Raw genomic sequence first — 19,454 nt, forward strand, 5'->3', positions numbered from 1 at the left:
GCCGCCACTTCAGGAAGCCATATGTCCCGACGAGACTTTTGTCGCGTCGGGACATTTTTGGGTGTATGGTGCAGATATGAACCGGGAACCGAAGACCCCGGAGAGGCGGAGCCGCAAGGCGCGCCGGACCCGGGACACACTGGCCCAGGCCGCGTTCGAGCTCGTGCTCGACCGGGGACTCAGGGACGTCACGGTCGAGGAGATCGCGGAGCGCGCCGACGTCGACCGCCGCACGTTCAGCCGGTACTTCACGAGCAAGGAAGACGCCGTCCTGGACTCGGTCCGGGGCGACGGCGACCGGATCAACGACGCGCTGCGGGCCCGCCCCGCCGGCGAACCCCCGCTCACCGCGTACCGCCGGGCCGTTCTCGACTGGCTGGCGGACCCCGAAGCGGAGGCATGGCACCGCCGCCCGAGGATCTTCGAACTGCTGGTCCTCGCCGAGCAGGAGCCGACCCTCTACGCGGCGTTCCACCACATCCGGGTGGACGCCCAGGAGGACTCGCTCGCCATCGTCGCCGACCGGCTCGGAGTCGACCCGCGGCAGGACATCCGCCCCGCCGTCACGGTCGCCGCCGGAGCCGGCGCGCTGCTCGCCGCCCAGGTCGCCTGGGTGCGCGGCGGCTGCCCCGAGGAGTTGCCCCGACTCGTCGAGCAGGCATTCGACGCCCTCGCGGGAGAGCTCATCCAGTAGTCCGCCGCACCGGCTTCACACAGCACCACGGAAGGAAACGGAACATCATGAGCACCACCCCCACCCCCACCGACCAGGAATTCGCCGGCCGCACCGCTCTCGTCACCGGAGGCGCCTCCGGAATCGGCCTGGCCCTGGCCCACCGGCTCGCCGCCTCCGGCGCGTCCGTCGTCGTGGCCGACTACGACGAGGAGAGCGCCCGCAAGGCGGTAGCCGAACTGGAAAGCGCCGGCGCCAAGGCCGCCGCCGTGGCCATGGACGTCACCGACCCCGCCTCCGTCGAAGCGGGCGTGCGGTTCGCCGTCGACACGTTCGGCGCCCTGCACCTCGCCGTGAACAACGCCGGCATCGGCGGACCCAGCAGCCCGACCGGCGCGTACGAGGTCGAGGACTGGAACCGGGTCGTCGCCACCAACCTGAGCGGCGTCTTCTACTCGATGCGCTACGAGCTTCCCGCCATCGTCGCCGCGGGCGGCGGTGCCATCGTCAACATGTCGTCGATCCTCGGCACCAACGGCTTCGCCGGCTCGCCCGCGTACGTCGCCGCCAAGCACGGGGTCGTCGGCCTCACCAAGACGGCAGCCCTCGAATACGCCGCGCAGAACGTCCGCGTCAACGCCGTGGGCCCCGGCTTCATCGACACCCCGCTGCTGCGCAACACCGAGGGCCCGGCCCGCGACCACCTGATCTCGCTGCACCCGGCGGGACGCCTCGGTACTCCGGAGGAAGTGGCCGAACTTGCCGCCTTCCTGCTGTCCGACCGCGCGTCCTTCATCCACGGCAGCTATCACCTGGTGGACGGTGGCTACTCCGCCTCCTGAGCGGAGAACGGGGGACGGGGGCAGCATCAGAGCAGAACGAGGTCAAGGAGGACCCCATGAAAGCCGTTCAGTACCGTGAAGTCGGCGCCGCACCCGAGGTCGTCACCGTGCCCGACCCGGAGCCCGGCCCCGGTCAGGTGCTGCTGAAGGTCACCGCCGCAGGCGTCTGCCACTCCGACATCGCGGTGATGAGCTGGCCCGCGGACCAGTTCCCCTACCCGCTGCCGCTCACCCTCGGCCACGAGGGCGTCGGCACCGTCGCCGCGCTGGGCGACGGCGTCAGCGGCCTCTCGACCGGTGAGTCCGTCGCGGTCTACGGCCCCTGGGGCTGTGGCACGTGCATCAAGTGCGCGGAGGGCAAGGAGAACTACTGCCTGCGCGCGAAGGAGCTCGGCATCAACCCGCCCGGGCTGGGCTCGCCCGGTGCCATGGCCGAGTACATGATCGTCGACGACCCGCGCCACCTGGTCCCCCTCGGCGACCTCGACCCGGTGCAGGCCGTGCCGCTCACCGACGCGGGTCTCACGCCGTACCACGCCATCAAGCGCTCCCTGCCGAAGCTGGTGCCGGGTGCGACCGCCGTGGTCATCGGCACCGGCGGCCTCGGTCACGTCGCCATCCAGCTACTGCGTGCCATGACGGCCGTCCGGGTCATCGCCCTCGACGTCACGGAGGACAAGCTCGCCCTGGCCCGTACGGTCGGGGCGCACGAGACCGTCCTGTCCGACCAGCATGCGGCGGACCGGATCCGCGAACTGACCGGTGGCACCGGCGCCCAGGTCGTCCTCGACTTCGTCGGAGCCCCCGCGACCGTCGCCACGGCCGGCGCCGCGGCCGCCATCGACTCCGACGTCACGATCGTCGGCATCGGCGGCGGAAGCCTGCCGGTGGGCTTCGGCTCCCTGCCCTTCAGCACGACGGTGACCGCCCCCTACTGGGGATCCCGCTCCGAACTGGCCGAGGTGCTCGACCTGGCCCACGCGGGCGCGGTCGAGGTGCACGTCGAGACGTACGCGCTGGACGAGGCGCCGCTGGCCTACGAGCGGCTGCACGCCGGCAAGATCAACGGCCGCGCGGTCATCCTGCCGAACGGCTGACCGTCCGATCCCCTCCCACGACCCTGCGGGCCGGCGCACTGCGCGTCGGCCCGCATCGTCATACCCGCGGCCGCTGCACAGCGCGCCACCCTGCACGGATACTGCCCCTATGGAATTCGCCGCCATGATGACGCTGCCCGCGCTGGTGATCGGGCTGACCGTCGCCGCCTTCCTCGATCAGCTGCTGCTCCGGGCGGGGCGGGCCGGCCTGCTGCCGTGGCGGAACAGCGCCCGGCAGGGCCAGATCTCGGCGACCGGATTCGAGCAGCTGCACGCGACGTTCTCACCCGGCAAGCAGAGCGAACTCAAGGAACGCCAGAGCGCCCTGCTGCTACGCGACGACGAGGAGGACGGCGCGCCTCCCCACCGCACCACCGTCGACCTCGACGGCGGCCTCGCCGTCATCCGCCTGCGCCGGCAGTGAGGCGCGACCGGCTCATGGGCCGGGCGGAATCCCGCCCACCAGGCCGGTTTCGTAGGCCACGATCACCAGTTGCGCGCGGTCACGCGCCCGGAGCTTCGCCAGCACCCGTCCGATGTGTGTCTTGACCGTGGCCTGGCTCAGACGCAGGTGCGCCGCCAGTTCCGTGTTGGAGAGGCCACGGGCGACCAGCCCGAGGACCTCCAGCTCACGGTCGGTGACGCCGTCCACGGTCCGGGCGGGCGGGCGGGCGGCCCGGCTCGGGCCGGCGGACGAACTCGGAGATCAGCCGGCGGGTGACCGAGGGAGCGAGCAGCGAGTCGCCGGTGGCGACGACGGCGATGGCGTTGAAGACCTCGGAGGGCGGGGTGTCCTTGAGCAGGAAGCCCGTCGCCCCCGCGCGCAGGGCTGCGTAGACGTACTCGTCCAGGGTCGAAGGTGGTCAGGATGAGCACCCTGACGCCTGCCGTCGCCGGGTCGGAGCAGCGGCGCCACCCACCCAGCGTCCGGGGAACTCTTCCATGCGTGCCACCGGCAACATCCGGCTGAAGGCGGCCGAGGCGCGGGGGGTGGGGGCGGGGGCGGCGGACGGCTCCGCCGTGGACGAGGACGACGCGCGGCCGGGTGCGGTGGGCCGGGAGGGGAAGGTCATGCTCCGACGATGTCCCGGGCGTCCCGTTCAGGTCGTCGGACCAGGGCCTGGATTCCCCTGTCAGACCCGGGTATGACAGCTGCCGCGGCACGGGGCGCGGGTCTCACGTCCGGCCCATGCCCATCGGCGCCCGGTTCGGCACGTCCTGCGGCACGCCGCCGCGAGCAGCCTTCTGCGTCGTTCCGCCGCAACGAGCGGCCTGCCTCACCCCGCCGCAACCAGTGGCCTGAGCCGGCTGTCACGCAGTCGCACCACCGCGGGCGCACAGCGTCGGGCCGCCACTGTCAGAGGCCAGGCGACCAGGGCGCCGGTCAGGAGCCCGATCAGCACATCGTGCGGGTAGTGCGCCCCGATCCAGACCCGGGAGGCGCCCATCAGCAGTGCGGCAGCGAGTGCGACCGCCCCGAGCCGGCGGTCGGTCAGCCAGATCGCCGTCGCAGCGGCCGCCGCGATGGCTGCGTGGTTGCTGGGGAAGGACCAGTCACCCAGTGCCGGACAGGCCTCCACCGTCACGACATGCAGCGTCCGGCAGGGCCGTTGTTCGTGGAAGACCGACTTGACCAGGTCGTTGACGAGATAGGCGGTCACCACGACGAGCGGGGTGGAGAGAGCCATGGCGGTGCGCGCGGGATCCGCCGGGCGGGAGCGCCACCAGGCCGCGAGCATCAGCAGGGCGAACAGGGCCAGCCCGTAGTCCGACCAGATCCGGACGGCGGAGTCCAGCGGGGCGGGAGAGCGCTGGGCCAGTTCGGTGACCCAGGTGTAGAAGCCGCCGTCGATCGAGGAGGCGGCGGAGGCGAGCGGCATCAAGGGGTATCTCCTTCGGCGGAGCGCCGGGCGCGGGAGCGGATCAGTTCGGCAACGAGCGGAATGAGGGAGAGGGCGACCACCACGGCGACGATCGGCAGCAGGTACCGGTCGACGTTCGGCACCGAGGAGCCCAGGCCGTATCCGGCGAGGACCAGTCCCACGGTCCAGACCACGCCGCCGACGGCCTGCCACAGGGTGAACGAACGCATGGGGACGCCGAGCGCCCCGGCCAGGGGGTTGAGCACAGTGCGCACCACGGGGACGAAGCGGGCCAGCACGATGGCGCGGCCATGGCCGTATCTCCCGAGCAGTTCCTCGGCGCGGGCGGCGCCCTGGTGGAGCCGATCGGCGCCGCTGCGGGCGAGCAGCGCCCGGCCGCCGCGCCGCCCGATCCAGTAGCCCGTCTGCGCGCCGACCAGCGCGCCGGCTACCGCGGCCGTCAGTACCTGTGGCAACGACAGCTGGACCGGCCCGTGGGCGCCGGAAACACAGAAGAGGCCCGCCGTGAACAGCAGGGAGTCGCCGGGAAGGAAGAAGCCGACGAGCAGCCCCGTCTCGGCGAAGAGCACGACGGCGATGCCGAGCGCGCCGAACGTGCCGAGCAGCGAACCGGCGTCCAGCAGGTTCACCGCTTGTGGCAGCGGCGCCGACGAAAGTACGGACACGGTGGCGGGTCTCCCATAATGGTGAGCGGGCGGCCCTGCGGGAACGCCCGACTGACTACAGTGATGTAGACGGTCTACATCACTGTAGACGCCCGAACGGGGAGGAGAGTTCCCATGTCCCAGGTGAACGGGATACCGGGCGGAGAATCCGCCCACCGCCCGTCCGGCGCGCCGGCCCCCGAATCGATGCCGCCGGTCACACCCGGGCCGGAGACCCCGGCCGGATCCGCGTCCGGCGCAGCAGACCGCGCCACCGCCGAGCGACGCCCCTCCGGTGAACTGGAGTCCACGATCCTGGCGGCGCTCTGGACGGCCGGCACGCCGCTCACCCCAGGCCAGGTCCAGAGTTCCGTCGCGACGGAACTCGCCCGCACCACCGTGACCACGATCCTGTCGCGCCTCTACGAGAAGGGCTCGGTCACCCGCAGCAGGGCGGGGCGCGGTTTCGCGTACACGCCCACCGCGGACGCGGCCGGCCTGACCGCCCGCCGGATGCACAGCGAACTGGGCAAGGAACAGGACCGCAGCACGGTGCTGGCCCGGTTCGTCTCCCAGCTCACGGACGAGGACGAGAGGCTGCTCCGCGATCTTCTCGACGGTGACGCCCGGTGATCTACGCCGTGTGGATTCCGCTGCTGGTGCCCTTCGTCGTCGTTCCCGCCGCCCGCCGGCTGGCCGACGCCCTGGCCCCCGCACGGGCCGTGCGACTCCTCGCCGCGACCGGCGCGGGCCTCGCGCTGTGCACCGTGCTCGCCCTGACGCTCCTGGTGGCCCCCGGGGCCGGCCGGCTGTCCGCCGTCGCCGCCGCGGGCGAGTTCGTCCACCCCCTCGCGGCCGCCGCACCGGGCACAGCCGTCCCGCTCGCGGCCGCCGCCCTGGTGCTGATCGCGGGCTGCGCCGCCGCCGTGACGCGTGCGGTGCGCGGCCACTGGGCCCAGCTTCACCGGACCCGCCCGGACCGGAGCGATGGGGAGGAGCTGTCGGTCCTGCGCGACAGCCGTCCGGACGCCTACGCGCTCCCCGGACGGCCCGGCAGCCCCGGCCGGATCGTCGTCACCACCGGCATGCTGCACGCCCTCGACCCCGCCGAGCGGGAGGCGCTCCTCGCCCACGAACGCGCCCACCTCACCGGCCGCCACCACCTGTACCTCGCCGCCGCTGAACTGTCCGCGCGCTGCCACCCGGCCCTGCGCGCTCTGCGTGCCCCCATGGGATACGCGCTGGAACGCTGCGCCGACGAGGCCGCCGCGCACGCCGTGGGGGACCGCCGGGTCGCAGCCCGCGCGATCGGGCGCGCCGCGCTCGCCGCCCGGACCGCCGGAGAGCCGTCGGTGCCCCGCCCGGCAGTGGCGCTCCCGGCGGCCGCGGGGCCCGTACCGCGTCGCGTCGCCGCACTGCTCGGCCGGGCCGCCGCGCGCCCCCGCGTGGGCCGGGCCGCCGCCGCGACCCTGCTGGCCTGCCTGGCCGTGTCGGGCGCCGCCGCGCTCGACGCCACGTACGACCTCCACAACAGCATCGAGATCGCACAGGGCGAGAGCCCGTAGGGCCTGGTCCAGCTTCCACAAGGGCACAGGGCACAGGGCACAGGCCGACGTCGGAGGGCCAAAGACCAACGACAGAGGGCCAAGGGCCAAGGCAAATCACCTGGAAGCGCCAGCCCTTCCCTGGCTACACTCACCTCATGGGTTCGTACTACTTCTTCCGCTGATTCCGGCCAGGGCCGCAACCGCACGCCACCGAGCCGTCGCCGACCGACGCTCAGGTGACGCCGCGCCGCCCTCCCCTCGGACCGTCCGGAAGCCCCGCCCGCCGTGCCCTGCCAGGGGCCGCCGAGGCACGCACCCCCAGGGAACGCCACCATGCCCCTCCCGCACGACCGCGCCCAGCTGACCTTGAAGGACGTCTCCAAGGCATACGGAGACCGCGCCGTCCTCGACCAGGTCTCGCTCACCGTCCGGCCCGGCGATCACGTCGGTGTCATCGGCGAGAACGGATCCGGGAAGTCCACCCTCCTGCGGCTGATCGCCGGCGCCGAGACGCCGGACAGCGGCGAGATCACCGTCCGCTTCCACGGCGGCTCCGGTTACCTCTCGCAGACGCTGGCGCTCGACCCCGCCGACACCGTCCAGGACGCCGTCGACGCCGCCCTCGCCGAACTGCGCGCACTGGAGCGGCGGATCCGCGCCGCCGAAGCGGCACTCGCTGTCCCTGGAGGCGCCGAGGACGCGCAACTCGCCCTGTACGGAGACCTGCTGACTGAGTTCGAGGAACGCGGCGGATACCAGGCCGATGCCCGGACGGACGCCGCGCTGCACGGCCTCGGACTCGCGCACCTCACCCGCCGGCGCACGCTCGGCAGCCTCTCCGGCGGCGAACAGTCCAGGCTCGCGCTCGCCTGCGTCCTGGCATCCGCCCCCGAACTCCTCCTCCTCGACGAGCCGACCAACCACCTCGACCTCCGGGCCGTCACCTGGCTGGAGGACCAGCTGCGTGCCCACCGCGGCACGCTTGTCGTGATCACCCACGACCGCGCGTTCCTGGAACGGACTACCACCGTCATCGTCGAGGTCGACCGGGATCTGCGCAGCGTCGTCCGCTACGGGGACGGCTGGGACGGCTACCGCATCGCGAAGGCCGCGGCACGCCGCCGCTGGGCGCAGGACCACCAGGAGTGGCTGGACGACCTGGCCCGTACCGAAGAGCTCGTGAACGCGGCGGGACAGCGGCTCGCCGCCACCGGCAAGGACCCCGGGGAGGGCTGGAGCATGCATCGACGCTCGCACGAGGCGAAGCTTTCCGGACAGGTCAGAGCGGCCAGAACGCGGTTGGAGGGGCTGCGCGGGGCGCCGGTGCCGGCTCCGCCCCAGCCGTTGCGGTTCTCCGCCGGACTGACCCTGGCCTCCGCCGGGGACCGGCCGCCGGGGCCATTGGTGGAGCTGGCGTCCGTAGCGGTGGGCGACCGGCTGAACATGCCGGCGCTCCGGGTCGACAGCGGGCAGCGCCTGCTGGTCAGCGGGCCCAACGGGGCAGGGAAGTCGACCCTCCTGAGGGTCCTGGCAGGTGACCTCGCCCCCGACACCGGCACGGTGCGCCGCCGGGCCCGGATCGGCTATCTCCCGCAGGAGCTCCCCGCCCGGCCGACCCGCCGCACCCTGCTGGCGACCTTCGCGGCAGGACGGCCCGGCCACGCGGACGAGTACACCGACATGCTCCTCGCGCTCGGCCTCTTCCGACCGGACGACCTGTCCGTCCCGGTCGCCGCGCTCTCCGTCGGGCAGCAGCGAAGGCTCGCGCTGGCCCGGCTGGTCACGCGGCCCGCCGATCTGCTGATCCTGGACGAGCCGACCAATCACATCGCCCTGGCCCTGGTGGAGGAGGTGGAGGCGGCGCTGGCGGCGTACGAGGGAGCCGTCGTGGTCGTCTCGCACGACCGCAGCTTCCGCGACCGTTTCACCGGCGACCGGCTGGATCTCCACGCGGGCAGGCCCGTCGTCCGCACCTGACCACGGCGAAGCACGGCGAAGGGGCCCGCGGAATCAGGCCTCGTCGCCGTGCGCGGCGGGGCCCTGCCCGCCCGTAAGGCGCTCACGCAGCCGCTCCACGAAGACCCGCTGCCCCTTGACGAGCCGCTCGGCCGCCACCTCCGGCGGGCACCAGGCGAACCGGTCGATCTCGGGGAACTCCCGCTGCACACCTGACCCCGGGGGCCATTCCATCGTGAACGTCCCCGGAACCGCCGCATCCGGATCGAGGTCGGCCTCCACGGCCCACACCGTCACGGTCTTCCCGCCGGCCTGACGCGACTCGCCCAGCGCCACCCACGCACCCTCCGGCACCGGGTGGCCGAACTCCTCCTCGAACTCCCGCCGGGCCGCCGCCTCCGCTTCCTCCTCGGGCCCGTACTCGCCCTTGGGCACCGACCACGCCGCACTTTCCCGGCGCGCCCAGAACGGACCGCCCATGTGCCCGACGAGGACCTCGAAGCCGGTGCCGCGACGGCGGAACAGAAGGAGACCGGCGCTGTGGGGTGCCATGCCGTCAAGTGTGGTCACCGCAGCCGGGGAAGGCCCGGACGACAGGCCGCCCTATCCCTTGCGGTAGTCGTACGCCTCCGAGGCGGCGGCCGCCACCGCGTCGAGGTCGCCGCCGGCCGACGCCGTGACCACCGCGGCCACCGCACCCTCCACGAAGGGCGCGTCCACCAGGCGCGCGCCCGCCGGGAGCTCGTCGCCCTCGGCCAGCATCGCCTTCACCGTCAGCACGGCGCTGCCCAGGTCGACGAGTACCGCGACACCCGCACCGCCGTCGACGGACCGGGCCGCCTCCGCGATGAGCTCCGCGCTGGTCCCGAGACCGCCCGCAGGCGTACCTCCGGCCGCAGCCACCGGAGCCGTCGCACCGCCGGCCGCCAGCCCCCTCGCCAGGTCGGCGACCGCCTCGGCCACCGGACCGCTGTGCGACACCAGCACGATCCCGACCTGCTTGTCCCCGCTCACGAGCCACCTCCCGCCGCGGCGGCCGTCTCCGCGAGCGCGGCCATCAGTAGCGCGGCCGATGTGGCCCCCGGATCCTGATGCCCGATACTCCGCTCACCCAGGTAGCTCGCGCGGCCCTTGCGCGCCTGCAGGGGGACGGTCGCCAGTGCGCCCGCCCGGGCCGCGTCCGCCCCTGCCTCGAACGACGTCGCGAGCGCCTCGACCGCCGGCAGCAGCGCATCGAGCATCGTCTTGTCGCCGGCCTGCGCCCCGCCCAGCTGGGCCACCGCCGCCACACCCTCCCCGAGCGCCTGCGCCAACTGCTCGTCGGTGACGGCGGGCGCATCACCCAGTGCCTTGCCCGTGCGCCGCAGCAGCGTCCCGTACAACGGCCCCGACGCCCCGCCGACGGACGAGATCAACTGCCGCCCGGCCAGCATCAGTACGGCGCCCGGTGTCTGCGGCGGCTCCTTCTCCAGGGCGCCCGAGACCGCGGTGAACCCGCGCTGCAGGTTGCTGCCGTGGTCGGCGTCCCCGATCGCGGAGTCGAGTTCGGTCAGATGCTCCGACTCACGGTCGACCGAGGCAGTGGTCGTGGACATCCAGCGGCGGAAGAAATCGGCGTCGAGCACATGCGCTCCTCGGTGCGTCGAATGAAAGGGCGCCCCCGCGAGGGGACGGGCGGGTCAACGGCCCCAGCGCAGTGCGGGTGTCTCCACCGGCGCGTCCCAGAGCCGTACCAGTTCCTCGTCCACCTGGCAGAGCGTCACCGAACAGCCCGCCATGTCGAGCGAGGTCACATAGTTCCCCACGAGGGTACGGGCCACCACCACGCCGCGCTGGGAGAGCACCCGCTGTACCTCGGCGTTGAACCCGTACAGCTCCAGCAACGGCGTCGCGCCCATCCCGTTGACGAGGGCGATGACCGGTCCCTGCGGCCGCAGATCCTCCAGCACTGCGTCCACCGCGAAGTCGGCGATCTCGCGCGAGGTCATCATCGGCCGCCGCTCCCGTCCCGGTTCGCCGTGGATCCCCACGCCGAGTTCGAGTTCACCGGGCGGCAGATCGAACGTGGGCGAGCCCTTCGCGGGCGTGGTGACCGACGTCAGCGCCACCCCGAAACTCCGCGACGCCTCGTTGACCTGCCGTGCGAGGGCCGCGACCCGGTCCAGCGGCGTGCCCTCCTCCGCCGCGGCGCCGGCGATCTTCTCGACGAAGAGGGTCGCTCCCGTGCCCCGTCGCCCCGCCGTGAAGAGGCTGTCCGTCACCGCCACATCGTCATTGACGAGGACCTGGGCGACCTGCACGCCCTCCTCGTCGGCGAGTTCGGCGGCCATCTCGAAGTTCAGCACGTCACCGGTGTAGTTCTTCACGATGAACAGCACGCCCTCGCCGCTGTCGACGGCTGCGGCGGCCCGCACCATCTGATCCGGCACGGGCGACGTGAACACCTCACCGGGGCACGCGGCCGACAGCATGCCGGGGCCGACGAACCCGGCATGGAGCGGTTCGTGCCCGGACCCGCCGCCGGAGACCAGGGCGACCTTTCCGGCCACGGGCGCGTCGCCTCGTACGACCACACGGTTCTCGACGTCCACGGTCAGTTCGGGATGGGCGGCGGCCATGCCGCGCAGCCCGTCGGCGACCACGGTTTCGGGGACGTTGATCAGCATGCGCAACGGAATCTCCCAGGAAGACTGTCGGCGGTGGACCACCACCGTAGGACGCCGGAGGCCTTGTGCGAAGAACCGCACGCGTTCCCTCGTGCGCGATGTTGCGGGCAGGCCGGAAAATGAGGGGCCCTCCTCGCCCCCTGACGCATACCGTCGGGGCCGGGCCGAGCCGGATCGAGGAGGGTACGCAGTGGGTGCAGGCGAATCATCGGAATCGTCAGAATCACCGGAATCACCGGAATCACCGGAATCACCGGAATCACCGGAGAAGGAGACGACGACGGCCGGGGCGGCGCCTGCCACCCTCTCGCTCCGGAGGAACCCCGTCTACCGCATGTTCCTGGTGATCCAGGCCCTGTCCGCCCTCGGGGACTCTTTCTCGTACGTGGCCATCCCGCTTCTGGTGCTGCACAGCACGGGGTCGGTGGTCCAGATGGGGGTCGTCACCGGTCTCACGGGAGTCGCCTCGATCGTCACAGGGGTGTTCGCCGGTGTGATCGCGGACCGGTTCGACCGCAGGCGGCTCCTGATGATCAGCGACGGTGCCCGCTGTCTGCTCTACGCGCTCATCCCGCTGGTCTGGCTGTTCGCGACGCCGATCTGGCTCGTCTACACCATCGTTCCGGTCGTGGGCGTCTTCTCCATGCTCTTCCAGGTCACCTATGTGACCGTGGTCCCGGCCATCGTGGCGCCGGACCAGATCGCGAGGGCCAACGGACATCTCTTCGCCACCTTCGCCGTCGCCGGAGTCGCGGGCCCGGCACTCGCGGGCTTCGTGGCCGCTGCCGCCGGTCCGGCCGCGGCCATCGGCATCGACTCCGTGACCTTCGCGGTCTCCGCCGTCGGTGTGCTGTTCGTCAGGATCCGGACGAGTCCGCGCGTCGACGCGGACAGGGCCGGACGCGGCGCGGTGCGGCGGGAGTTCCTGGCGGGCGCACGGTTCCTCTGGGCGCATCCGGTGCTCCGCCCGCTGACCGTGCTGCTGTCGTTGCTGACGTTCCTCACGTACGGGATGACGGACCTCGTCATCTATCTGCTGAAGCACGATCTCGGCCACCGTGACACCACGGTCGGCTATGTGCTGGCGGCCGGCACCGTTGGCACGTTCATCGCCTCCGCCGTGGTCGCCCGGGTCCGTGCGCGGATGGGGTTCGGGGCGAGCTGGATCGCTGCCTTCGCGCTTGCCGGGGTGGCCGTCACCTGCATGGGGCTGTCGCGGAGCGTGCCGGTGATCGCCGTCCTGATGACGGTCAACGTCCTGTGCACCGGGGTCGCGGGCATCTCCTCCATGTCGCTCCGTCAGGAGGTGACGCCGAGCCGGCTGCTGGGGCGGGTGACCTCCACGTTCTGGACCATCCACTCGGCCCTCGGCCCGCTGGGCGCGGCCGCTGCCACGGCGGCCGCGGCCGGTTTCGGGGTCACTGCCGTCTTCGTCGTCGTCGGCATCGCCGTGCTGTGCATCGCGCTGGCGGGCACGGTGACAGGCATCGCACAGTCCTCGCCCGGCGAGCGGCCGTTGGGGAACCCGGCGTGACCCTGCGGCGAATCCCGCCGCAGGGCGCGGACCTGCCGTCCTCCCGCCCGAATGGCACGCGGGCTACGCTGACGGGCGCCGACCGTGGCACCCCTCCTCGTACGGATTTCTCCCTGTGGTCTTCTCCTTGCGGACAGGTGATCTGATTTGTTGTACATCGCGTTCCTGCGCGGAATGAACGTGCCTGGCCGCTCGGTGAAGATGGAGTATCTGCGCAGTCTGTTCACGGACATGGGGTTCGACTCCGTACGCAGCTACATCCAGAGCGGAAACGTCTTCTTCGAGTCCGACGAGACGGACCGGGCCGTGCTCGGTGCCCGGATCGGCGACCATCTGGCCCAGGCACTCGGCTACGAGGTCGCGGTCTGTCTGCGTACGGTGCCGGAACTGGAGGCGCTGATCGCGCTCGACCCGTTCAAGGACGTCACGGTCACCGACGACCTGCGCTGCTGCGTGGTGTTCACGACCGAGCGGATCGATCCGGAGCTCGAGTTGCCGATGCTCTCTGCCAAGAAGGACATGGAGATCATCGGCAGCACCGGCTACGACGCCTTTGTCGTCTGGTACCTGATCAACGGCAGGGCACCCGCGGCGAAGGGCTTCCAGGAGCGTGTCCTGGGCCACGACGCGACGACGCGCTACTTCCACACCGTCGTGAAGATCCTCGACGCGGCCAAGAAGGGCGCGGCCTGACGGACGGGCTCTCAGGCGGTGGTGTCCGGGGCGATCTCTGCGATCAGCCCTTCGACGAGCGCCCTGATCTCGTCGCGGACGGTGCGCACGGCTTCGACTCCCCGGCCGGCCGGGTCCTCCAGCGTCCAGTCGAGGTAGCGCTTGCCCGGGAACACGGGGCAGGTGTCGCCGCAGCCCATGGTGACGCACACGTCGGACTCGCGGACCGCGTCGGTGGTGAGGATCTTCGGGGTCCGGGCGGAGATGTCGATGCCGACCTCGGCCATCGCTTCGACGGCGGCGGGATTGACACGGGCGCCCGGGGCCGAACCGGCGGAGCGGACCTCGATACGGTCCCCGGCCAGATGGGCCAGCCACGCCGCGGCCATCTGGGAGCGGCCGGCATTGTGCACGCAGACGAACAGGACGGACGGCTTGCCGCCGGGCTCGGCCATGGTGATCATGCTCCCTCGTCGCGTGACGGAACCAAGCCGTCGACGAATCAGTCCCAGCTGATATCAGTGGGTGGTGATGTGACAGTATCAGCGCATGCTGACTTCAGTCGACGCTGATCTGATGCGGGTGCTGAGCGATCCGCTCCGCCTCCGGATCGTGACCCTGCTGGCGCGCGAGACGCTCTGTACGACGCACCTGGTCGAGGAGACCGGCGCGAAGCAGACCAACCTGTCCAACCACATGAAGGTCCTGCGTGAGGCCGGTGTGGTGGAGACCGAGCCGTGCGGCCGCTTCACCTACTACAAGCTGCGCCCCGAGGTCCTCGCCGGTCTCTCCGGGCAGTTCGCGGCACTGGCCGAGTCCGCCCGTACGGCGACTGGGAACAGGAGGGCCTGCCCGTGACCTCCACCGAGTCCTCCCCCCGGCCCTCCGCTCCGCAGGTCCGGTCCTCCGTGGACGAGTCCGTCGTCCGGAAGCTCTCCACCCTCGACCGCTTCCTCGCGGTGTGGATCCTGCTGGCCATGGCCGTCGGTCTGGGCCTGGGGCGGATCGTTCCCGGGATGGGCGACGCCCTGGCGAAGATCGAGGTGGGCGGCATCTCCCTGCCGATCGCGCTCGGCCTGCTGGTCATGATGTACCCGGTGCTGGCCAAGGTCCGCTACGACCGCCTGGACACCGTCACCGGCGACCGGAAACTGATGGTGTCCTCGCTGGTCATCAACTGGATCATCGGCCCGGCGGTGATGTTCGCCCTGGCGTGGATCTTCCTTCCCGACCTGCCCGATTACCGCACCGGCCTGATCATCGTCGGCCTCGCCCGCTGTATCGCCATGGTCATCATCTGGAACGACCTCGCCTGCGGCGACCGCGAGGCCGCAGCCGTCCTCGTCGCGCTGAACTCTGTGTTCCAGGTGATCGCGTTCGGTGTACTGGGCTGGTTCTACCTCGACCTGCTGCCGCGGTGGCTGGGCCTGGGTGACGGGCAGGGCCTCGATGTGCCGGTGTGGCACATCGCGCTGAACGTGGTCGTCTTCCTCGGGGTCCCGCTGCTCGCCGGCTTTCTTACCCGCCGCATCGGCGAGAAGAAGATGGGCCGCCGGTCCTACGAGGCGAAGTTCCTGCCGAGGATCGGACCCTGGGCGCTGTACGGGCTGCTCTTCACGATCGTCATCCTGTTCGCACTCCAGGGGAAGACCATCACCTCGCAGCCACTGGACGTAGTGCGGATCGCGCTGCCGCTGCTCGTCTACTTCGCGATCATGTTCTTCGGTGCGTTCGCGCTCGGTTTGGCCCTCGGACTGGCCTACGACCGCACCGCGACGCTGGCGTTCACCGCGGCTGGCAACAACTTCGAACTGGCCATCGCCGTCGCCATCGCCACCTTCGGCGTCACCTCCGGCCAGGCGCTCTCCGGCGTGGTCGGTCCGCTCATCGAGGTCCCCGTCCTGATCGGACTCGTGTACGTCGCGCTGGCCTGGCGCGGCAGATTCGCGTCGCCCACCACCCCGGGGCGGCTGGGCTGACGCCGAGCCGGTGCCCCGCCCGTCGCGCGCGCTGCGGACGGGCACCGGCGTCCGGTCAGGTGCGGAGGTCCAGCATGGCGGACATGGCCGCCACCACGGACGGTGCGACCTGGTAGTAGACCCAGGTCCCGCGCCGTTCCGAGGTCAGCAGGCCGGCCTCGCGCAGCTTCTTCAGGTGGTGGGACACGGTCGGCTGGGAGACGCCGACATCGGAGATGTCGCACACGCACGCCTCGCCGCCCGGATGCGAGGCGACCTTCGAGAACAGGCGCAGCCGGACCGGGTCGGACAGCGCCTTGAACATCACGGCCATCCTCTCCGCGTCGTCCTGCGGCAGCTCGCCCGCGGTGATCGGCGGGCAGCACGGCACCACCGTTCCGGTGTCCGGCACCCGCAGCTCCACCATTTCTGACTTCGACATACGTCTATGTTGACACTCATCGATGCCGAGTGCCAAGCTTCCTGTATAGACAGCAATCGAAACAGCGGCCGGGAGCGGTCGCCCATCCCGGAGGACATCACCGCCATGACCACCACTGCAGACCTTCCGGTCGTCGTCATCGGCGCCGGCCCTGCCGGGCTGGCGGCCGCCGCCCACCTCCTCGGGCGCGGCATCGAACCCCTGGTCCTGGAGGCCGGGCCGACCGCCGCCACCGCGGTGCGCGGCTGGTCCCACGTACGGCTGTTCTCGACCTGGAGCGAGCTGACCGACGCGGCGGCCGAGAAGCTCCTGGCGCCGGCCGGCTGGGTCAAGCCCGACGCGGACACCTACCCCACGGGCGGGGACTGGGCCGAGCGGTACCTCCAGCCGCTCGCCGATGTCCTCGGTGACAAGGTGTGCTACGGCACCACCGTGACCGGGGTCTCCCGCCTCGGCCGCGACCGGATCGTCGACGCCGACCGCGAACAGCAGCCCTTCACTCTTCGCCTCACCCGCGCCGACGGCGGGGAGGAGCGGATCCTCGCCCGGGCCGTGATCGATGCGTCCGGCACCTGGTCCACCCCCGGGCCGATCGGCGCCGACGGCCTCCCCGCCCTGGGTGAACGCGCCGCGTCAGCCCGCATCTGCTACCGCGTCCCCGACCTCAGGGACCCGGCCGTCCGCGCCCGGTACGCCGGAAAGCGCACCGCCGTCATCGGCTCCGGCGCCTCCGCGTTCACCGCCCTGACCACCCTCGCCGACGTGGCGAAGGACGAACCGGGCACCCACTCCGTATGGATCCTGCGCCGCGGCATCAGCGGCTCCACCTTCGGCGGCGGCTCCGCCGACCAGCTCCCCGCCCGAGGCGCCCTGGGCCTGGCCGCCAAGGCGGCCGTCGACAACGGATACGCCGACGCCGTCACCGGTTTCCGCACCGAGATCATCGAGCAGGCCGACGACGACCGCCTGACCCTCGTAGGTGAGGACGGCAGGCGACTCGACTCGGTGGACGAGGTCATCGTCCTGACGGGCCTGCGCCCCGACCTGTCCTTCCTGTCCGAACTCCGCCTCGCCCTGGACGAGCGCCTGCAGGCACCGGTGGAGCTCGCACCGCTCATCGACCCGAACCAGCACTCCTGCGGCACCGTCTACCCGCACGGCCACCGCGAACTGTCCCACCCCGAACAGGACCTCTACATGGTCGGCATGAAGTCCTACGGACGCGCCCCGACCTTCCTCGCCATGACCGGCTTCGAACAGGTCCGCTCCGTCGCCGCCGCACTGGCCGGCGACACCGAAGCCGCCGACCGCGTCGAACTCGCCCTCCCCGAAACGGGAGTATGCGGCGGCGCCGGACTCTTCGACGGCCCAGCCGCCGCCCAGGCCGACGAAGGCGGCTGCTGCGGAGCCTGAGGGTTCCGGACCGGCGGCAGGGGCGCACGGCCGCGAGGCCGCGTTCGGCGGCCGCCTGCGGGGCCGGAGGAGCGGGTCAGGTGCGGTCGATGTGCACGCTGGTCGACTTCACGCGGGCGGTCGCCGTCATGCCGACCTCCAGCCCGAGGTCCTCGACGGCCTCCCTGGTCAGCAGCGACACGAGCCGGTGCGGACCGGCCTGGATCTCCACCTGCGCCGCCACGTCCCCGAGTTTGACCGCTGTGACGATGCCTGGAAAGGCGTTGCGCGCGGAGGTGTAGGAGACCTCCTCGTCGCCGGTGCCGTTCTGTGCGACCTCTACGCAGAACGCGGCCAGGTCGCGGCCGTCGATGAGGCGGCGGCCGCCCTCCTCGCGATGGGTGGCGACGCGGCCGGCATCCGCCCAGCGCCGTGCGGTGTCCGGGCTGACGCCCAGCAGGCGGGCGGCCTGCCCGATGGTGTAGGACTGCATATGCGACACTCTAGGGCAAATAAACTCGCATATGCAAGCTTGTCCCAGAAGTCTCGGTGAGTGCGATACGGAGACCGGGCCGGTGGGCCGGGTGGCCCTGCCGGGATGAGGAATCGCGGCGTGCGCCCTAGGGTGCGAGCCATGGCAGAGAGTGCGGGGTACCGGGGTTCTGCGGGGCGGGACAAGGGCCCCGCCACCGGACCGGACACCCCCGACCCCCGGCGGTGGCAGGCACTCGCGGTCTGCCTGGTCGCGGGCTTCATGACCCTCTTGGACGTGTCCATCGTCAACGTCGCCCTGCCCTCCATCCGGGAAGGGCTGCACACCCCGGAGTCCGATCTGCAGTGGGTGCTCTCGGGCTACGCGCTCGCCTTCGGACTCTTCCTGATTCCCGCCGGGCGCCTCGGTGACGCCCGGGGGCGCCGCGAGGTCTTCATGGCCGGGCTGGTGCTCTTCACCCTGTCATCCGCCGCCTGCGGCGCCGCCCAGTCCAGCACCTGGCTGGTGATCGCCCGGCTGGTCCAGGGCCTGGCCGGCGGCCTCGTCTCGCCGCAGATCTCCGCTCTCATCCAGCAGATGTTCTCGGGGCGGGAGCGCGGCCGGGCGTTCGGCATGTTCGGCACGGTGGTCGGCATCTCCACCGCCGTCGGCCCGCTGCTGGGCGGACTGCTCATCCAGGCGGCCGGGGCCGAGGAGGGCTGGCGCTGGGTGTTCTACGTCAATCTGCCCCTCGGGTTCGTCTGCCTCCTGCTCGCACGGCGGCTGCTGCCGGACACCCCCTCCGCGGGCCCGGTGCGGCTGCGGGACCTCGACCCCCTGGGCATCCTGCTGCTCGGCGCGGGGGTCCTGGCCCTGCTGCTGCCGTTCGTCCAGGCCCACCAGTGGCCGGGCAACGGGAAGTGGCTGCTCCTGGTGGTCGCCGCGGCCCTGCTCGCCGCGTTCGTCGGCTGGGAGTACCGGTGCGGGCGCCGCGGCACCCAGCCGGTCGTCGACCTCAGACTCTTCCGGGTCCGTTCCTACTGGCTGGGCTGCCTGCTGATCCTGCTGTACTTCGCCGGATTCACCTCGATCTTCTTCATCACCACGCTCTACCTGCAGAGCGGGCTGCACTACACCGCGTTGCAGGCAGGCCTGGCGATCACCCCGTTCGCCCTCGGATCCGCCGTCGCCGCGGGTCCCGGCGGCAGGCTGGTGGGGCGTTACGGACGCCCCCTCGTCGTTGTGGGCATGTCCACCGTCGCGGTCGGACTGGCCGCCACCGCACTCGCCGTCCACCTGGTGCCCGGCAGGGGCGCGGGATGGGCGATGGCTGCCCCGCTGCTGCTGGCCGGACTGGGCAGCGGCCTGGTCATCGCACCCAACCAGACGCTGACCCTGTCACAGGTGCCGGTGGCCACCGCGGGAAGCGCCGGCGGCACCCTGCAGACCGGCCAGCGCGTCGGCTCCGCGATCGGGATCGCCGCCGTGGGCTCGGTGTTCTTCGCCCAGGTCGGCTCCGCGGCCTGGTCCACCGCCTACGACCACGGGCTGATCGTCTCCGTCGCCTTCGTGCTCGCCGGATTGCTCGTGGCCCTGGCCGACGTGGGCGGGACCCGGCGGGGCAGAAGCCGTACACCACAGCAGTCCGCACCCTCACCGGCGGACCACTAAGGAGA

The 19,454-nt window shown here is 71.7% G+C and carries 22 protein-coding genes and 1 pseudogene; 13 read left to right on the forward strand and 10 right to left on the reverse strand.

Going from position 1 to position 19,454, the window contains the following annotated elements; all coding sequences use genetic code 11:
* Positions 1–76 precede the first annotated feature (76 nt).
* From ACIBJG_RS07380 to ACIBJG_RS07395, 4 genes are all read left to right on the forward strand, one after another.
* Positions 77–694 (forward strand): TetR family transcriptional regulator, encoded by a 618-nt coding sequence (locus ACIBJG_RS07380; RefSeq protein WP_399305002.1) that lies wholly within the window; start codon positions 77–79, stop codon positions 692–694.
* Positions 695–741: 47 nt separating this feature from the next.
* Complete coding sequence (locus tag ACIBJG_RS07385) at positions 742–1,515, forward strand: SDR family NAD(P)-dependent oxidoreductase (protein WP_399305005.1); 774 nt, start codon at positions 742–744, stop codon at positions 1,513–1,515.
* A 56-nt stretch (positions 1,516–1,571) separates the two neighbouring features.
* Positions 1,572–2,612: an NAD(P)-dependent alcohol dehydrogenase gene (locus ACIBJG_RS07390; RefSeq protein WP_399305008.1), complete on the forward strand. Its 1,041-nt coding sequence runs from the start codon at positions 1,572–1,574 to the stop codon at positions 2,610–2,612.
* A gap of 109 nt (positions 2,613–2,721) precedes the next feature.
* Positions 2,722–3,036, forward strand: coding sequence for a DUF6191 domain-containing protein (locus ACIBJG_RS07395; protein ID WP_399305011.1), 315 nt, complete (start codon positions 2,722–2,724; stop codon positions 3,034–3,036).
* A 12-nt stretch (positions 3,037–3,048) separates the two neighbouring features.
* Here the strand turns inward: ACIBJG_RS07395 and ACIBJG_RS07400 are convergent.
* The 3 genes and pseudogenes from ACIBJG_RS07400 to ACIBJG_RS07410 form a co-directional block, all read right to left on the reverse strand.
* A pseudogene (locus tag ACIBJG_RS07400) lies at positions 3,049–3,515 on the reverse strand (LuxR C-terminal-related transcriptional regulator); the annotation flags it as partial.
* Between the two features lie 374 nt (positions 3,516–3,889).
* The gene (locus ACIBJG_RS07405; RefSeq protein WP_399305014.1) at positions 3,890–4,492 is read right to left on the reverse strand and encodes a phosphatase PAP2 family protein; all 603 of its coding nucleotides are present in this window, start codon (positions 4,490–4,492) and stop codon (positions 3,890–3,892) included.
* Positions 4,492–5,160: a DedA family protein gene (locus ACIBJG_RS07410; protein ID WP_399305017.1), complete on the reverse strand. Its 669-nt coding sequence runs from the start codon at positions 5,158–5,160 to the stop codon at positions 4,492–4,494. The genes ACIBJG_RS07405 and ACIBJG_RS07410 overlap by 1 nt, the downstream gene beginning before the upstream one ends.
* A 279-nt stretch (positions 5,161–5,439) precedes the next feature.
* Between ACIBJG_RS07410 and ACIBJG_RS07415 the strand changes: the two genes are divergently transcribed.
* The 3 genes from ACIBJG_RS07415 to abc-f all read left to right on the forward strand — a co-directional run bounded on the left by ACIBJG_RS07415 (position 5,440) and on the right by abc-f (position 8,663).
* On the forward strand, positions 5,440–5,772 hold the full coding sequence (locus tag ACIBJG_RS07415; protein ID WP_399305403.1) for a BlaI/MecI/CopY family transcriptional regulator: 333 nt from the start codon (positions 5,440–5,442) through the stop codon (positions 5,770–5,772).
* Entirely contained in the window at positions 5,769–6,704 is a 936-nt protein-coding gene (locus ACIBJG_RS07420) for a M56 family metallopeptidase (RefSeq protein ID WP_399305020.1), read from the forward strand. Before ACIBJG_RS07415 ends, ACIBJG_RS07420 begins: the two co-directional genes overlap by 4 nt.
* A 315-nt stretch (positions 6,705–7,019) precedes the next feature.
* Positions 7,020–8,663, forward strand: a complete 1,644-nt coding sequence (gene abc-f / locus ACIBJG_RS07425) for a ribosomal protection-like ABC-F family protein (RefSeq protein ID WP_399305023.1) — start codon at positions 7,020–7,022, stop codon at positions 8,661–8,663.
* Between the two features lie 33 nt (positions 8,664–8,696).
* Here abc-f and ACIBJG_RS07430 read toward each other — a convergent pair whose 3' ends face one another.
* Genes ACIBJG_RS07430 through dhaK form a run of 4 tightly spaced genes read right to left on the reverse strand, consistent with a single transcriptional unit; the run spans position 8,697 to position 11,314 of the window.
* Entirely contained in the window at positions 8,697–9,194 is a 498-nt protein-coding gene (locus ACIBJG_RS07430; RefSeq protein WP_399305025.1) for an NUDIX domain-containing protein, read from the reverse strand.
* 51 nt (positions 9,195–9,245) lie between these two features.
* Positions 9,246–9,656 (reverse strand): PTS-dependent dihydroxyacetone kinase phosphotransferase subunit DhaM, encoded by a 411-nt coding sequence (locus tag ACIBJG_RS07435; protein WP_399305028.1) that lies wholly within the window; start codon positions 9,654–9,656, stop codon positions 9,246–9,248.
* The gene (dhaL, locus tag ACIBJG_RS07440) at positions 9,653–10,267 is read right to left on the reverse strand and encodes a dihydroxyacetone kinase subunit DhaL (RefSeq protein WP_399305031.1); all 615 of its coding nucleotides are present in this window, start codon (positions 10,265–10,267) and stop codon (positions 9,653–9,655) included. The genes ACIBJG_RS07435 and dhaL overlap by 4 nt, the downstream gene beginning before the upstream one ends.
* Before the next feature lie 54 nt (positions 10,268–10,321).
* On the reverse strand, positions 10,322–11,314 hold the full coding sequence (gene dhaK, locus ACIBJG_RS07445) for a dihydroxyacetone kinase subunit DhaK (RefSeq protein WP_399305034.1): 993 nt from the start codon (positions 11,312–11,314) through the stop codon (positions 10,322–10,324).
* Positions 11,315–11,498: 184 nt separating this feature from the next.
* On the opposite strand from dhaK, the gene ACIBJG_RS07450 reads away from it, so the two are divergent.
* On the forward strand, positions 11,499–12,842 hold the full coding sequence (locus tag ACIBJG_RS07450) for an MFS transporter (RefSeq protein ID WP_399305037.1): 1,344 nt from the start codon (positions 11,499–11,501) through the stop codon (positions 12,840–12,842).
* 147 nt (positions 12,843–12,989) lie between these two features.
* The gene (locus tag ACIBJG_RS07455) at positions 12,990–13,535 is read left to right on the forward strand and encodes a DUF1697 domain-containing protein (protein ID WP_399305040.1); all 546 of its coding nucleotides are present in this window, start codon (positions 12,990–12,992) and stop codon (positions 13,533–13,535) included.
* An 11-nt stretch (positions 13,536–13,546) separates the two neighbouring features.
* On the opposite strand, the gene ACIBJG_RS07460 is transcribed toward ACIBJG_RS07455, so the two are convergent.
* The gene (locus tag ACIBJG_RS07460) at positions 13,547–13,969 is read right to left on the reverse strand and encodes an arsenate reductase ArsC (protein ID WP_399305406.1); all 423 of its coding nucleotides are present in this window, start codon (positions 13,967–13,969) and stop codon (positions 13,547–13,549) included.
* 94 nt (positions 13,970–14,063) lie between these two features.
* On the opposite strand from ACIBJG_RS07460, the gene ACIBJG_RS07465 reads away from it, so the two are divergent.
* Together ACIBJG_RS07465 and arsB are read left to right on the forward strand one after the other, a co-directional pair.
* A complete protein-coding gene (locus tag ACIBJG_RS07465) occupies positions 14,064–14,372 on the forward strand; it encodes an ArsR/SmtB family transcription factor (protein ID WP_399305043.1) in 309 nt (102 codons plus the stop codon).
* A complete protein-coding gene (gene arsB / locus ACIBJG_RS07470; protein ID WP_399305045.1) occupies positions 14,369–15,493 on the forward strand; it encodes an ACR3 family arsenite efflux transporter in 1,125 nt (374 codons plus the stop codon). The genes ACIBJG_RS07465 and arsB overlap by 4 nt, the downstream gene beginning before the upstream one ends.
* 55 nt (positions 15,494–15,548) lie before the next feature.
* On the opposite strand, the gene ACIBJG_RS07475 is transcribed toward arsB, so the two are convergent.
* Positions 15,549–15,914 (reverse strand): ArsR/SmtB family transcription factor, encoded by a 366-nt coding sequence (locus ACIBJG_RS07475; RefSeq protein WP_399305048.1) that lies wholly within the window; start codon positions 15,912–15,914, stop codon positions 15,549–15,551.
* Between the two features lie 105 nt (positions 15,915–16,019).
* Between ACIBJG_RS07475 and ACIBJG_RS07480 the strand changes: the two genes are divergently transcribed.
* Positions 16,020–17,327 (forward strand): NAD(P)-binding domain-containing protein, encoded by a 1,308-nt coding sequence (locus tag ACIBJG_RS07480; RefSeq protein WP_399305051.1) that lies wholly within the window; start codon positions 16,020–16,022, stop codon positions 17,325–17,327.
* A 76-nt stretch (positions 17,328–17,403) separates the two neighbouring features.
* On the opposite strand, the gene ACIBJG_RS07485 is transcribed toward ACIBJG_RS07480, so the two are convergent.
* On the reverse strand, positions 17,404–17,799 hold the full coding sequence (locus tag ACIBJG_RS07485; RefSeq protein ID WP_399305054.1) for a molybdopterin-binding protein: 396 nt from the start codon (positions 17,797–17,799) through the stop codon (positions 17,404–17,406).
* 141 nt (positions 17,800–17,940) lie between these two features.
* On the opposite strand from ACIBJG_RS07485, the gene ACIBJG_RS07490 reads away from it, so the two are divergent.
* On the forward strand, positions 17,941–19,449 hold the full coding sequence (locus tag ACIBJG_RS07490) for an MFS transporter (RefSeq protein ID WP_399305057.1): 1,509 nt from the start codon (positions 17,941–17,943) through the stop codon (positions 19,447–19,449).
* Positions 19,450–19,454: the final 5 nt, after the last annotated feature.

Source organism: Streptomyces sp. NPDC050422 (genome assembly GCF_044458665.1).
GTDB lineage: Bacteria > Actinomycetota > Actinomycetes > Streptomycetales > Streptomycetaceae > Streptomyces.

Bases quoted from the DNA above. Each gene is read 5' to 3' on its own strand.
- abc-f (WP_399305023.1), top strand. From the start codon at position 7,020: ATGCCCCTCCCGCACGACCGCGCCCAGCTGACCTTGAAGGACGTCTCC.
- ACIBJG_RS07390 (WP_399305008.1), top strand. From the start codon at position 1,572: ATGAAAGCCGTTCAGTACCGTGAAGTCGGCGCCGCACCCGAGGTCGTC.
- ACIBJG_RS07490 (WP_399305057.1), top strand. From the start codon at position 17,941: ATGGCAGAGAGTGCGGGGTACCGGGGTTCTGCGGGGCGGGACAAGGGC.
- ACIBJG_RS07395 (WP_399305011.1), top strand. From the start codon at position 2,722: ATGGAATTCGCCGCCATGATGACGCTGCCCGCGCTGGTGATCGGGCTG.
- ACIBJG_RS07475 (WP_399305048.1), bottom strand. From the start codon at position 15,914: ATGTCGAAGTCAGAAATGGTGGAGCTGCGGGTGCCGGACACCGGAACG.
- ACIBJG_RS07380 (WP_399305002.1), top strand. From the start codon at position 77: ATGAACCGGGAACCGAAGACCCCGGAGAGGCGGAGCCGCAAGGCGCGC.
- ACIBJG_RS07485 (WP_399305054.1), bottom strand. From the start codon at position 17,799: ATGCAGTCCTACACCATCGGGCAGGCCGCCCGCCTGCTGGGCGTCAGC.
- ACIBJG_RS07460 (WP_399305406.1), bottom strand. From the start codon at position 13,969: ATGGCCGAGCCCGGCGGCAAGCCGTCCGTCCTGTTCGTCTGCGTGCAC.
- ACIBJG_RS07405 (WP_399305014.1), bottom strand. From the start codon at position 4,492: ATGCCGCTCGCCTCCGCCGCCTCCTCGATCGACGGCGGCTTCTACACC.
- ACIBJG_RS07385 (WP_399305005.1), top strand. From the start codon at position 742: ATGAGCACCACCCCCACCCCCACCGACCAGGAATTCGCCGGCCGCACC.
- ACIBJG_RS07465 (WP_399305043.1), top strand. From the start codon at position 14,064: ATGCTGACTTCAGTCGACGCTGATCTGATGCGGGTGCTGAGCGATCCG.
- ACIBJG_RS07430 (WP_399305025.1), bottom strand. From the start codon at position 9,194: ATGGCACCCCACAGCGCCGGTCTCCTTCTGTTCCGCCGTCGCGGCACC.
- ACIBJG_RS07480 (WP_399305051.1), top strand. From the start codon at position 16,020: ATGACCACCACTGCAGACCTTCCGGTCGTCGTCATCGGCGCCGGCCCT.